The sequence below is a fragment of the Neisseria sp. P0022.S010 genome (genome assembly GCF_051956635.1).
Genome location: NZ_JBQCXF010000059.1, coordinates 1 through 13,663, shown reverse-complemented (window position 1 = coordinate 13,663; position 13,663 = coordinate 1). Strand labels below are relative to the sequence as shown.

Genomic DNA, 13,663 nt, shown 5'->3' with positions numbered 1-13,663 from the left:
AGATATTGCTTCTTTATCATTTCTTCAATTCATGCCATAAAAGCAAGCTCAAACAAAACCAGTTTCTCTGCTCGTTTGAAGAATCTATTTAAACACAAAACCTGCATCAATACATATCTATTATTAGGAACTTATTTTCCATAAAAACAAGGCCATCTGAAAAAATCCTAAAAACCGAGTACAATCCGCCGCATGAAAAAACGTACCAATCCCCTACCCCTTTTAGACGGTGTCAAACCCAGTTATTTGGTTTTACCGCATGAAAAGCAATTTTACGGCTTGCCGCTGCTGCATTTTCTATGCGCTCATTTTCCCTTTGTCGGTGAAGAAAACTGGCGGCGGCGGCTGAATAGCGGTTTTGTGGTGGGCGCAGATGGCGTACCGTTTGATGAGAATACCTTGTTCGAACCCGGTAAGACGATGTTTTATTACCGTGAAACCAGCCGTGAGAGTGAGCCGCGTATTCCGTTTGAAGAAAAGATTTTGCATATTGATGAGCATTTGCTTGTAGTGGACAAACCGCATTTTCTGCCCGTCATCCCCAGCGGCAGGTTTTTGCGGGAAACGCTGCTCACGCGCCTGCGTTTGCGGTCGGAATTGCAGCATTTGAATGTTGAAGACATTACGCCGATTCATCGTTTGGACAAAGATACGGCAGGCGTTATGCTGCTTTCGCTCAACCCTGCCACGCGTCGCGATTATCAGACCATGTTCCAAGAAAAAACCGTCCGAAAAACTTATGAAGCGGTGGCGCCGACGCGGACGGATTTGGACTATCCGCTGGATATTTCGTCACGAATGGAACGCGGTGAAAAATTCTTCCTCACGCGCGAAACGGAAGGCGAACCCAACGCCCACACGACCATCGAGCTTATCGAAAACCGCGGCGCATTCAGCCTCTACCGCCTCACGCCGCATACCGGGAAGAAACACCAGCTGCGCGTGCATATGATGAGTTTGAACATGCCGCTGATGAACGATGCGCTTTACCCTACCCCATTGGCGGCCGGCGAGGAAGACTACGACAAACCTTTAAAACTTCTGGCCAAAAGAATTGAGTTCACCGATCCTGTCAGCGGAGAAATCCGCGTATTTGAAAGCGGTTTTGCGCTTTAAGTTATCCAATCCAATAAAAAAAAGGCCGTCTGAAAAGTTTCAGACGGCCTTTTTGTCACGGAATCATTTGATTAGTGATGAATGCAGCTGCACTCTTTGTTCATATCAATCACCATACGGCCGGTAATTTTACCTTCGCGCATTTCTTGGAAGATGGCAGGCGCTTCATCCAAAGCACGCAATTCGACTTTAGGTACAACCAAACCTTCTGCGCCGAATTGGAATGCTTCTTCCAAATCTTTGCGGGTACCGACCAGGGAGCCGACCACTTCGATGCCGTCCAATACCAAACGTGGGATAGACAAGTCCATAGACTCAGGTGGCAAGCCGACTGCAACAACACGACCGCCTGCGCGGACGCAGTTAACGCCTGAATTGAAGGCAGCAGCGGATACGGCTGTGACAACAGCTGCGTGTGCGCCGCCGGTTTTCTCTTGGATGACTTGAGCCGCATCTTCTTTGGCGGCATTGATTACCAAATCCGCACCGGTTTCTTTGGCAAAAGCCAGTTTGTCATCGTTGACGTCAACGGCAACAACGTGCGCGCCAAATACTTTTTTCGCGTATTGAACCGCCAAGTTACCCAAACCGCCTGCGCCGTAAATCGCAATCCATTGGCCCGGACGGACGCCGGAAACTTTAATGGCTTTATAAGTGGTCACACCGGCACAAGTAATGCTGGAAGCTTGCGCAGGATCCAAACCTTCAGGAACTTTGACCGCGTAATCGGCACTCACGATACAGTGGGTCGCCATGCCGCCGTCGGCAGTATAGCCTGCGTTCAATACAGAGCGGCACAAGGTTTCGCGGCCGGTATTGCAGTATTCGCAAGAACCGCAGCTTTGGAACAGCCATGCAATGCTGACACGGTCGCCGACTTTCAGATTTTTCACACCGTCGGCAACTTCTTTAACTAAACCGATGCCTTCGTGTCCCAACACGCGACCCGGTTTGTCGCCGTAATCGCCTGCCGCAACGTGCAAGTCGGTGTGGCACACACCGCAATACTCAACTTCCACCAACGCCTCGCCGTATTCCAGCGGACGCAGTTCGCGTTCAACAACTTCTACATCACCTGCTACATCTTTGTTTACTACCACAGCATGCATTTTCATGGAGTGTCTCCTAGAGTGTCGAAAAAACTGTTTAGCTATAAATGAGAATACTCCCCATGTTCGAAGCCGTCAACCCATAATCTTTTTCAAAACAATGAGTTATGATGTTATACCATAACAAATCCTATTCAGGCCTTCTGAATCTTTAAATATATTAACAAATGCACTTTCATTTCAATCAAATCCTTTATTTTTCAGACGGCCTGCTACATGAAACAACATTGCAAACGTAAATTTTGAGAACATTCTCATTTTTAGTACTTGAACCTAAAAAGAAAAAAGCATAAGCTGTTTTTATGGCGCAGAAACACGCCTTCCCATTCATTAAGGAGACAGCATTATGGCAAAAGATTTAAATGTGTTTGATAAAGAATACGGCCTTTTAATCAACGGCGAATGGACGAAAGGTAGCGAAGGCAAACTTTTATCCTCTTACAACCCTGCCAATGGCGATGAGTTGGCCAAGTTCACAGACGCAACCGACGCCGATGTCGATGCTGCCGTGGCCGCTGCGCAAGAAGCGTTCAAAACATGGCGTAAAACCACGACTGCCGAACGCGCGGCCATTTTGAACAAAATCGCCGATGTAATTGACGAAAACGCCGAATTGTTTGCCCTGCAAGAAACCTTGGACAACGGCAAACCCATCCGCGAAACCCGCGCCGCCGACGTACCTTTGGCTTCCGACCATTTCCGCTATTTCGCCAGCGTTATCCGCGGCGAAGAAGGCACGGCAACCCAGCTTGATGCCGAAGACCTGTCCATCGTTTTGCGCGAACCGATCGGCGTTGTCGGCCAAATCATTCCTTGGAACTTCCCATTCTTGATGGCCGCATGGAAAATCGCGCCGGCATTGGCCGCAGGTTGTACCATCGTCATCCACCCTTCTTCCAGCACCTCATTGAGCTTGTTGTCCTTCGCTCAAAAAATCAACCACTTGCTGCCTAAAGGCGTGTTGAACGTGATTACCGGCCGCGGTTCCAAATCCGGCGAATACATGCTGCACCACAAAGGCTTCAACAAACTGGCCTTTACCGGCTCAACCGAAGTCGGCCGCCGCGTCGGCATCGCCGCCGCCGAATTACTGATTCCGTCCACTTTGGAATTGGGTGGCAAATCCGCCAACATCTTCTTCGACGATATGCCTTTCGACAAAGCCCTCGAAGGCGCGCAAAAAGGTATTTTGTTCAACCAAGGCCAAGTGTGCTGCGCCGGTTCGCGCATTTTTGTACAAGAAGGCATTTACGACAAATTCGTCAATGCTTTGGCTGAAGAATTCAAAAAAATCAAAGTCGGCCTGCCTTGGGAAGACGACACCCAAATGGGTTCGCAAGTCAATGCCGGTCAACTCGAGACCATTTTGAAATACGTCAAAATCGGCGAACAAGAAGGCTGCCGCATCATTACCGGCGGTAAAAAAATCGAAGGCGACTTGGGCAAAGGCGAATTTGTCGAGCCTACTTTGATTGAGGCCAGCAGCAACGAAGCCCGCGTTGCCCAAGAAGAAATCTTCGGCCCGGTTGCCACCGTGATTAAATTCAAAACTGAAGAAGAAGTCATCAAAATGGCCAACGACAGCGAATACGGCTTAGGCGGCGCAGTGTGGAGTACCGACATCAACCGCTGCCTGCGCGTTTCCAACGCATTGGAAACCGGTCGCGTTTGGGTGAACTGCTACAACCGCCTGCCTGCCGGCGCGCCGTTTGGCGGCTACAAAACTTCAGGTATCGGCCGCGAAACCCACAAAATGATGCTCGCCGCCTACACCCAAGTGAAAAACATCTACATCAGCACCCGTGAAGAACGCGAAGGCTTCTATTGATTCGGCAATTCACATTAATCTGATTTAGAACATAAAAGGCCGTCTGAAACCTGTTTCAGACGGCCCTATCAATTACACAATAACTTTTTTAGGAGATAAATTATGTCGAAACACAAAATCCGTTACATTCTGCCACTGCTAGCCGTGATGGTATCCGCTGCCTGTGTCGGTGCGTTGAGGCCGTCTGAAAAAACTAACGAAAAAGATGCAAAGCAACAGAACAGAGCTATTTGTCCAGAGCCTGTCAATCTGATGAGCGATGATTGCTTGAGTATTACTTTAGGGAAATTCGAGGATAAGTTGAATAAGAAGTATGAAGAACTGTTCCGACGGACAGCAGCCAAAGACCAAAAACTGCACGGATTGTCCAAACAGTATTTTGCAAGCGTCCGCTCGAAATGGGAGGCTTACAAAGAAGAACTTTGTGACGACCCGACGGTAACGACCGATTTGAAAACACCTGCTGACAGGATTTATTCTCTTTGCGCCATTGAACAGACGAAACTTCATTTAAAAGCATTGGAACGTTTTTAATTTTTTAGGAAACTGATATGCCGAAACACAAAATCCGTTATATTCTGCCGTTGCTGGCAATAATGACATCCGCCGTCTGTGTCGGTGCGGCAGGGCCGTCTGGAAAAGCTGCAAATGCCGTTAAACCGAAACAGGAAAAGAATCTTTGTCCCGAACCTGTTGACCAAATGGATGAAGATTGTTTAGAAATTACTCTGCTGAAACTTGAAAACAAACTGGACATGAAGTACAAAGATTTATTTCGACGTGCCGCTACCAAAGATTCAAAGCTACATGGGCTGTCCAAACAATATTTTATAAACGTCCGTTCAAAATGGAAGGCTTATAAGGAGGAACTTTGTTCCGACCCGACAATCACAACCGACTTGAAAACTCCTTCAGACAAAATCCTCTATCTGTGTGACGTTCAACAAACACAACACCATTTAAAAGCATTGGAACGTTTTTAATTTTTTAGGAAACTGATATGTCGAAACACAAAATCCGTTACATTCTGCCACTGCTAGCCGTGATGACATCCGCCGCCTGTGTCGGTGCGGCAGGGTCGTCTGAAAAAGCTGCAAATGCCGTTAAACCGAAACAGGAAAAGAATCTTTGTCCCGAACCTGTTGACCAAATGGATGAAGATTGTTTGAGGCTTACCCTGTTAGATTTTGAAATTGCATTAGATAAGAAGTACGAAGATTTATTTCGACGTGCCACTGCCAAAGACCGAAAACTCCATGGCATGACAAAACAGTATTTTGCAAGCATCCGCTCAAAATAGGAGGCTTATCAGGACGAACTATGTTACGACCCGACGGTAACGACCGATTTGAAAACACCGGCGGATCGGATTCACACTCTTTGCGCCATCGAACAGACGCAGCTTCATTTGAAGGCATTGGAACGTTTTTAATTTTTTAGGAAACTGATATGTCGAAACACAAAATCCGTTACATTCTGCCGTTGCTGGCAATAATGACATCCGCTACCTGTGTCAGTGCGGCAGGGTCGTCTGATAAAGCTGCAAATGCCGTTAAACCGAAACAGGAAAAGAATCTTTGTCCCGAACCTGTTGACCAAATGGATGAAGATTGTTTAGAAATTACTCTGCTGAAACTTGAAAACAAACTGGACATGAAGTACAAAGATTTATTTCGACGTGCCGCTACCAAAGACCAAAAACTTCATGGCATGACAAAACAGTATTTTACAAGCATCCGCTCAAAATGGGAGGCTTATCAGGACGAACTATGTTACGACCCGACGGTAACGACCGATTTGAAAACACCGGCGGATCGGATTCACACTCTTTGCGCTATCGAACAGACGCAGCTTCATTTGAAGGCATTGGAACGTTTTTAATTTTTTAGGAAACTGATATGTCAAAACACAAAATCCGTTACATTCTGCCGTTGCTGGCAATAATGACATCCGCCGCCTGTGTCGGTGCGGCGGGGCCGTCTGAAAAGGCTGTTCCAAAGATAACAATGCAAAAACAGGACAATAAGGACATTTGCCCTCAGAGCATGATGAAAGACATAGACGGACAAGGCTATGAATGTGTGGATATTTTCAGTATGAGGTTGGAAAAGCAATTGAATAAGAAATACGAAAATCTGCTGCACCGTATCGATTCAAAAGACCCCAAATTGAATGGAGTATCCAAAGAATATTTTTTGACTATCCGTAAGAATTGGGAAAGTTATACGGAAATGCTGTGTTCAGACCCATCCGTTGCGACGAAAGTTCGTCCTCTTGCAGGACGCTACATACGTATTTGCAGGTTCGAACAGAATTTAAACCATTTGAAAGCGTTGGAACGCTTTGAAAATTCTTTATAAAACTGATAGATAGTTAGGAGACTGATATGTCGAAACACAAAATCCGTTACATTCTGCCGCTGCTGGCCGTGATGGCATCCGCCGCCTGTGTCGGTGCGACAGGGTCGTCTGAAAAAGCTACAAATGCGCTTAAACCGCAGAAGGAAAATAATCTTTGTCCCGAACCTGTAAAAGAAATGGACGATGATTGTTTGAGGCTTACATCAAGGGAGTTCGAAGGCAAATTGAACACAAAATATAAAGATTTATTTAGGCGGGCTGCCACCAAAGACAAAAAACTGCACGGTTTATCCAAACAGTATTTCACAAGCGTCCGCTCAAAATGGGAGGCTTATCGGGACGAACTCTGTGATGATCCGACGGTAACGACTGATTTAAAATCACCGGCGGATAGAGTTTTTTATATGTGTTATATCGAACAAACACAACATCATTTGAAGGCATTGGAGCGTTTTTGATTTTTTTTAAGAGACTGATATGTCGAAACACAAAATCCGTTACATTCTGCCGTTGCTGGTAATAATGACATCCGCCGCCTGTGTCGGTGCGACAGGGTCGTCTGGAAAAGCTGCAAATGCCGTTAAACCAAAACAGGAAAAGAATCTTTGTCCCGAACCTGTTGACCAAATGGATGAAGATTGTTTGAGGCTTACCCTATTAGATTTTGAAATTGCATTAGATAAGAAGTACGAAGATTTATTTCGACGTGCCACTGCCAAAGACCAAAAACTTCATGGCTTGACAAAACAGTATTTTGCAAGCATCCGCTCAAAATGGAAGGCTTATAAGGAGGAACTTTGTTCCGACCCGACAATCACAACCGATTTGAAAACTCCTTCAGATAAAATCCTCTATCTGTGTGACGTTCAACAAACACAATATCACTTAAAAGCATTGGAACGTTTTTAATTTTTTTAGGAGACTGATATGAGTCGTTTTACAGGCGGAGACCATCTGAAACCGGAAGACGGTTTGAAATACTATATCCATCAAGCCATGATGGTAAACGAATTGTCGGGCGGGCGCGGCGCGTACAAAATATCGAATGCGGAGAAGGCTTCCAGCGGTCCGAGTTTCGGCCCCATCCAGTACGACATAGGCGGCAATAATGAAGGGAGGAATTTGTTGGAACGGATTGCGCGAGAGGCAACAGACTCAAAAGGCAACCGTTTTATTTCCGATAATGAAATAAAGCAGATGCAAATCCATCTATACAAGCCATTCAATAAAATGTCTGCCGAAGACAAACAGGTGTATCAAAATCTGAAACCGAAATTGAATCAGGCTTTGGCTTCCGAAACCGGTATCTCATTAATCAATCGGGATTATGTTAAAGTTCTTAATAAAAAAGTTGGTGAAGTCCATAAAGTTATTTCTAAAATCACAAATCTTGAAAACAAGCAATTCCTGCAATCCAATATGCAGGCACAAGTCTTTATTGCCGATATAGGCAACCAATATGGCAAAAAAGTAAACGAAGCTTTGGTGGAGTTCCTCAGCCAGAGTAAAGAAGATAACGGAGTAAGGCTGCCGGGAGGACGACAGGTCAAAGTCGAAGGCAAACTGGATATGGAAGATTTAAAAAACTTCCGTATGAATACGGCTTACGGTGTCAAACATCCCGCCGATGCCCGTCGCAGAGACAAACACATCGAGGATGTTACCGCTCCGACCCGCGAAAAATCGCTATCCCAAGCAGATAAATTCCATGCCTTGGTTCAAGGCTTGCTCAACGATAAGGACAGCTCTTTCGCCGAACAAGTTTTGGCGGAAAACCGCGAAGTTGTTGATGCTTTCAATGCCAAAGTGCAGGAAAGAATGGAACAGGAACAGCAACAAACGGCAGCGAGGGAAATTTCTGTGCAGCAGAATCCTGCGGAAAGGGAATTTGGTGGGCGGTCTTTCGGCTGATCGTTTCACATGAGGCCGTCTGAAACCTGGTTCAGACGGCCTTGTTTATTCTGTTTCGCAATAAATGCTTTATATCTTTCTCAAAAAAAGCCCCATCACTTTCTCTCCGGCCACAGCCAGCAATGCCCCGGCCACAACCACCATGGCACCCACATAGCTGACGATATTCATATCCGAAGCGGCAAAATAATCAGGGGCAAGGTAATGACCGATGGTGGAAAATATCATGGTAAATACGGGTATCAGCGTGGTAACAATACTGACTTTTGAAGCGTCCCAATGATTGAGCGCTTCGCCGAATGAACCGTAGCCGATCAGCGTGTTTAAGCAGCAATAGATAAAGCAGCCCCATAAGAACGGATTGCCGATATGGGCGATTTGCGACGGTTCGGCAAACGGCAGGAAAACAAAGCTGCTGCAAAAATAAATCATGAGCAGGATTTGTTGCGAATTGAAATGTTTGGACAGAAGTTTTTGCGCCACGCCGTAGCACACCCAAATCATGCTGCCCGAAGCCGCCATGATTACCCCGACCGCGTAGCTGCCCAAGCTAAAAAGTTCGCCGAATTTATCGTTGAAAAACATGACCAAACCCGTCAGCAAAAGCATCAAGCCGATTTTTTGCCAATGAGTAAAGGCTTCTTTAAACACGCCAACGCCGACCAAAATCATGGTAAAGGGCGAAAGCTGCCACAACACCTGCGTAGTTGTCGGCGAAATATAGTGCAAACCCATGGCAACAAGCACGAAGTTGGCGGAAATGCCGATAATGCCCAACACCAATAAAAACAAGGTTTGCTTGGAAAATTCAGACGGCCTCGGCAGCTTGCCGGTCAGCCCCAACAACGCAAACAACACCAGCGAAGCCACTAAAAAGCGTATCCACACCAGCGTGGGCGCATCGACGGCTTTTAAGGCTTGTTGAGCGATGACCGGCAACGAGCCCCAAGTCATGGTGGCAAGCAGCGCCAATGAAAAGCCGAGCCAAGGTTTTTGTTTCTTCATCCTCAGACGGCCTTTATTTACGCGGCTTCCCAGTAGTCGATATAAAGCTGCAATTCGAGATTGTTCCGCCATTCGTTGGCAACGGGGCGGTACACCGTGCGGATGTATTCAGGAATGTCTTCGCTGCAACGCCAGAACATGGCTTCAAATTCGTAGCCGTCTTTTTGCAGCCAGACTTTTTTGTGTTTGCCCTCCGCGCCCAAAGGCTGCTGGCGGATGACGTGAAATTCGTCGGTAAAACTCGGCGGCGCGAAGCCCTGCCCCCAAACATGCCGGGCAAGGTTCTGCGCCTGTTCCAGCGTAATATCGCGGGCGGGCAGGCTGCCGTCGGTAATATAGGTTTGCGACAAATCGTCTTCGCACACCATCTCGCGCACGGCTTCTTCAAAGGCCGTCTGAAATGCGGGAATATTGTGTTCAAGTATGCTCAAACCCGCCGCCATCGCGTGTCCGCCGAATTTCAAAATCAAATCGGGATGGCGTTTGGACACCAAATCCAAAGCGTCGCGCAGGTGCAGGTTGGGAATGGAACGCCCCGAACCGCGCACTTCGCCGTTGTCCGCAGGCGCAAACACGATGGTCGGACGATAAAAACGGTCTTTGAGACGGCTGGCAACAATGCCAACCACGCCTTGATGGAAGTCGTCGCGATACGCCACCAAAGTCGTCTGCCCTGGAGGCAAGGTTTCAGGAAAATCATTCAGCGCGTCTTGCAGCATAGACTGCTCGATTTCGCGGCGTTCGATATTGAGGTTATTTAACTGGGCCGCCAGTTCCTGTGCTTCGGCATCATCTCGCGCCAACAGGCAGGCAATGCCGACCGACATATCGTCCAGCCGTCCGGCGGCGTTAATGCGCGGCCCCAACGCAAAGCCCATATCAAACGGCTGCGCCTTGCGCCAATCGCGCCGCGCCACTTCAAACAAAGCGCGGATACCGGGGCGCATCTTGCCCGAACGCATCCGTTTCAAACCTTGCGATACGAGGATGCGGTTGTTGTGGTCGAGGGGGACAACGTCGGCGACGGTGCCGAGTGCGACCAAATCCAAAAGTTCACCCAGATTCGGCTCTTTCATGCCGTCTGAAAAATAATTGCGGCGGCGCAGTTCGGCACGCAAAGCCATTAATACATAGAAAATCACGCCCACGCCCGCCAAGCTTTTGCTTTGGAAACCGCAGCCTTTTTGGTTCGGATTGACAATGATGCAGTCGGGTACGGTCTCGGCAGGCAGGTGGTGGTCGGTTACAATCACATCCAAACCCAACTCCTGCGCACGCGCCACGCCTGCAATGCTGGCGATACCGTTATCCACCGTTACCAATAAATCCACGCCTTGCTCTGCCGCGATTTCGGCAAGCTCGGGCGTTAAACCGTAGCCATGTTCGAAGCGGTTGGGTACGAGGAAATCCACCGCCGCGCCCATCGCCGCCAAGCCGCTCATACCGACGGAACACGCGGTCGCGCCGTCGGCATCGTAGTCGGCGACAATCAGGATTTTTTCCTTGCGCTCGATGGCATCCGCCAGACGGCGGGCGGCGGCTTCGCAGTTTGTCAGCGTTTGATACGGCAAAAGCGCAGCAAGCTTGTCATCCAACTCGGCCGGACTTTGCACATCACGCGCAGCACACAGCCGCGCAATCAAAGGATCGGTACCGGCAGTGAGCAAGTCGTTGAAAACAGTCGGATTAATGGAACGTGTTTGGATTTTGACAGACATGGTGTGTGGGTTTAAAGAGAAAAAATTAATATTTTTAAGCGTTTATTTTAAGGAGGAGGCCGTCTGAAACCTGCAATCCGTTTTCAGACGGCCTTGGATATTATTTGCGTGAAGCATCGATAATTTCACTGACTACGACATAGGGGACTGCTATCACTGCGCCGACTGCGTCCAAAGCCAATGTAAATGGTGTTTGCAGGATATTCTCCGTCAACTTCTGAACGTCTGTGCTTTTTTTGGTTTCCGTATAATAAATTCTGACCGGGACGGCAGTGTCAAAACGGCGGTCTTCGGCAACATTTTTCGGCGTCGCATAATAATGACCTTCGGTAGAAATACACCGTGTGTAGACAGTTTCGTCATCGAGTTCGACCGGCTTGAACGCCAACTGTTTCAACTTGGCAATCTCGGCAGCTTTTTGAGTATCGTAACGCAGGCAGAATTTTGAACGGAACGTTTGCGCTTCAGGGGATTTCAATTCGACCGGCAAAGCCTCATACGCATATCTTGGGTTTTGCTGAACCATTTGAAACTGTTTGTCCAATTTAACATCCAAGACCGCCTTCAACTTGGCCGAATCTTTAGGATTAACGACAAACCAATATTTTTTGCCCATCATGACCAAGCTGCCTGTTTCCAATTGCGTATTGTCTTTGGCAACCACGCCAAATGCGTGAATCTTGTCTTTGGCAACGGTTTTTTCGGTTGTGGTTTTATGGAACGGGTTGTTGCCTCCCCAAAGAAAGGCAGTACAACCATTCAGGGTTAGTGCACTGATTAACAAAGCAGGTACAAAGTAGCGAAATTTCATGGTCATCCTCCTTCGGTATTACGATACAGGCCGTCTGAAAACCGCAATCCGTTTTCAGACGGCCTTAAGGTTTATTCCTCCCAATCCTGCCCTTCTTCTGAAGCATCGGATTGACCGGCCTCCATCACTGCTTTAATTTCTTGGAACAGCGCGCGGAAGTTTTTCGGCGGTTTGTTTTGTTCCTGCTCTTTTTTGGTGTTGCGGATTAAGGTGCGCAATTTACCGGCGTCGGCCTGCGGAAAATCGGCCATAAATTGGGTAATCGCACCATCGTCTGCCAACAGTCGGGTACGCGCCTGCTCGACGCGTTGCAAAAAGGCATTGTGTGCTGCATTGTCACCGCGCAGTTTGGCCAAATAGGCTTCGATGGGTGCGGGGTCGGTATCGCGCATCAGGCGGCCGATAAATTGGGCTTGGCGTTTGAGCGCGCTGTTGGACGTGATTTTTTTATAGGTGGCAATGGCCTCGAACAGCTCTTCGTCCAAGCCGATTTTTTTCAGCGTATCGCTGGAGAGCTTGGTCAGTTCCATACCCAAAGCCTGCAAATCGTTCATTTGCTTTTTCATTTGGGTTTTGCTGACCCATTCATCTTCTTGTTCAAACATTGTGTTTACCTGATTTTCTGAATCTGCCTATTTTATCAGTTTTCAGACGGCCTTTCCGTGCGATTTTTGCAGTGGCCGTCTGAAACGGTTAAAATGCCGCAAAACCCTGTCAGGAAACCTTTTTATGCTGTTTAACCACACACCGGACGAGCTGTTGCGCTTGTGCGGACACACGCTGGATTTGGCCAAACAATCCGGCGCCACCTCGGCCGAAGCCGATTTCAGCGAGTCGCTCGGCCAAAGTGTCAGCGTGCGCCTGGGCGAAATCGAACAAATCGAGTTCCAACAAGACAAATCTTTAGACATTACGGTCTATGTCGGCCAACGCAAAGGCCGCGCCAGCACTGCCGACTTCTCCGAACGCGCCCTGCAAGATACGGTCAAGGCCGCCATCGATATTGCGCGCTATACCGCCGAAGACGATTGCGCCGGCCTTGCCGATGCTGCCTTGATGGCAACCCATATCGGTGACCTCGACCGCTACCACGAATGGGATTTGAGTACCGAATCCGCCATTGATTTGGCCAAGCAATGCGAACAGGCCGCGCTGTCAACGGACAAACGCATTGAAAATTCCGAAGGCGCATCGGTTCATACCGGCCATTACCAATACGTTTACGGCAACACCCACGGCTTTGCCGCACATCAGCAAAGCACGCACCACAGCATTTCTTGCAGCGTAGTCGCCAGCGACGAACACGGCATGCAGCGCGACTATTGGTACGATTCTTCCTGCCGTCACGAAGACATGGACGCGCCCGAACTCATCGGCCAAACCGCAGCCGAACGGACTTTACGCCGTCTGAACAGCCGCAGCGTTCCGACCGGCAGCTATCCCGTACTGTTCGACACCACTGTCGCCGTCGGCTTAATCGGCCACCTTATCGGCGCACTCAGCGGCGGCGCGCTCTACCGCCAAAGCAGCTTCCTGATTGACAGCATCGGCAAACAGGTGCTTCCCGAGTTTCTCAGCCTTCGTGAAGAACCGCATATCCTGCGCTCGTTCCGCAGCACTTATTTCGATGCCGAGGGCGTGGCCACGCAGCCGCGTTTTGTGGTGAAAGACGGCGTCGTCGAAGGCTATTTCCTCAGCAGTTACAGCGCGAAAAAACTCGGCATGCAGACAACGGGCAACGCCGGCGGCGCGCACAATCTGTATCTGAACCACACCCACGCCACGCAGGCCGACCTGTTGAAAGA

Annotated in this window: 16 protein-coding genes; 11 read left to right on the top strand and 5 right to left on the bottom strand. The window is 48.5% G+C overall.

Features of this window, described 5'->3' with window-relative positions:
* The first annotated feature begins 192 nt into the window (after positions 1-192).
* The gene (locus ACTHUT_RS07925) at positions 193-1,116 is read left to right on the top strand and encodes an RluA family pseudouridine synthase (RefSeq protein WP_440385643.1); all 924 of its coding nucleotides are present in this window, start codon (positions 193-195) and stop codon (positions 1,114-1,116) included.
* A gap of 71 nt (positions 1,117-1,187) precedes the next feature.
* Here ACTHUT_RS07925 and adhP read toward each other — a convergent pair whose 3' ends face one another.
* On the bottom strand, positions 1,188-2,231 hold the full coding sequence (gene adhP / locus ACTHUT_RS07920; RefSeq protein WP_250614989.1) for an alcohol dehydrogenase AdhP: 1,044 nt from the start codon (positions 2,229-2,231) through the stop codon (positions 1,188-1,190).
* Positions 2,232-2,571: 340 nt separating this feature from the next.
* Between adhP and ACTHUT_RS07915 the strand changes: the two genes are divergently transcribed.
* The 9 genes from ACTHUT_RS07915 (at position 2,572) to ACTHUT_RS07875 (ending at position 8,324) form a co-directional block, all read left to right on the top strand.
* The gene (locus tag ACTHUT_RS07915; protein ID WP_070823367.1) at positions 2,572-4,053 is read left to right on the top strand and encodes an aldehyde dehydrogenase family protein; all 1,482 of its coding nucleotides are present in this window, start codon (positions 2,572-2,574) and stop codon (positions 4,051-4,053) included.
* A gap of 102 nt (positions 4,054-4,155) precedes the next feature.
* A complete protein-coding gene (locus tag ACTHUT_RS07910; RefSeq protein ID WP_440385642.1) occupies positions 4,156-4,587 on the top strand; it encodes a hypothetical protein in 432 nt (143 codons plus the stop codon).
* Positions 4,588-4,604: 17 nt separating this feature from the next.
* Complete coding sequence (locus tag ACTHUT_RS07905) at positions 4,605-5,036, top strand: hypothetical protein (RefSeq protein ID WP_440385641.1); 432 nt, start codon at positions 4,605-4,607, stop codon at positions 5,034-5,036.
* A gap of 17 nt (positions 5,037-5,053) precedes the next feature.
* Positions 5,054-5,353, top strand: a complete 300-nt coding sequence (locus ACTHUT_RS07900) for a hypothetical protein (RefSeq protein ID WP_440385640.1) — start codon at positions 5,054-5,056, stop codon at positions 5,351-5,353.
* A gap of 149 nt (positions 5,354-5,502) precedes the next feature.
* On the top strand, positions 5,503-5,934 hold the full coding sequence (locus ACTHUT_RS07895; RefSeq protein WP_440385639.1) for a hypothetical protein: 432 nt from the start codon (positions 5,503-5,505) through the stop codon (positions 5,932-5,934).
* A 17-nt stretch (positions 5,935-5,951) separates the two neighbouring features.
* Positions 5,952-6,413 (top strand): hypothetical protein, encoded by a 462-nt coding sequence (locus ACTHUT_RS07890; protein WP_440385638.1) that lies wholly within the window; start codon positions 5,952-5,954, stop codon positions 6,411-6,413.
* Positions 6,414-6,439: 26 nt separating this feature from the next.
* Positions 6,440-6,871, top strand: coding sequence for a lysozyme inhibitor LprI family protein (locus ACTHUT_RS07885; protein WP_440385637.1), 432 nt, complete (start codon positions 6,440-6,442; stop codon positions 6,869-6,871).
* 19 nt (positions 6,872-6,890) lie between these two features.
* Positions 6,891-7,322: a hypothetical protein gene (locus tag ACTHUT_RS07880; RefSeq protein WP_440385636.1), complete on the top strand. Its 432-nt coding sequence runs from the start codon at positions 6,891-6,893 to the stop codon at positions 7,320-7,322.
* An 18-nt stretch (positions 7,323-7,340) separates the two neighbouring features.
* Positions 7,341-8,324 (top strand): hypothetical protein, encoded by a 984-nt coding sequence (locus ACTHUT_RS07875; protein ID WP_440385635.1) that lies wholly within the window; start codon positions 7,341-7,343, stop codon positions 8,322-8,324.
* Positions 8,325-8,393: 69 nt separating this feature from the next.
* Here the strand turns inward: ACTHUT_RS07875 and ACTHUT_RS07870 are convergent, their stop codons facing one another.
* The 4 genes from ACTHUT_RS07870 to yjgA form a co-directional block, all read right to left on the bottom strand.
* Positions 8,394-9,329: a DMT family transporter gene (locus ACTHUT_RS07870; protein ID WP_440385634.1), complete on the bottom strand. Its 936-nt coding sequence runs from the start codon at positions 9,327-9,329 to the stop codon at positions 8,394-8,396.
* A gap of 17 nt (positions 9,330-9,346) precedes the next feature.
* Positions 9,347-11,047, bottom strand: coding sequence for a single-stranded-DNA-specific exonuclease RecJ (gene recJ, locus ACTHUT_RS07865; protein ID WP_440385633.1), 1,701 nt, complete (start codon positions 11,045-11,047; stop codon positions 9,347-9,349).
* Between the two features lie 100 nt (positions 11,048-11,147).
* The gene (locus tag ACTHUT_RS07860; RefSeq protein WP_440385632.1) at positions 11,148-11,858 is read right to left on the bottom strand and encodes a hypothetical protein; all 711 of its coding nucleotides are present in this window, start codon (positions 11,856-11,858) and stop codon (positions 11,148-11,150) included.
* Positions 11,859-11,929: 71 nt separating this feature from the next.
* Positions 11,930-12,463 carry a ribosome biogenesis factor YjgA gene (gene yjgA / locus ACTHUT_RS07855; RefSeq protein WP_004519422.1) on the bottom strand — a complete coding sequence of 178 codons (534 nt, stop codon included), beginning with the start codon at positions 12,461-12,463 and terminating at the stop codon, positions 11,930-11,932.
* 124 nt (positions 12,464-12,587) lie between these two features.
* On the opposite strand from yjgA, the gene ACTHUT_RS07850 reads away from it, so the two are divergent.
* Positions 12,588-13,663: metallopeptidase TldD-related protein (locus ACTHUT_RS07850; RefSeq protein WP_440418722.1), on the top strand; the 1,076-nt coding region annotated here is incomplete at its 3' end.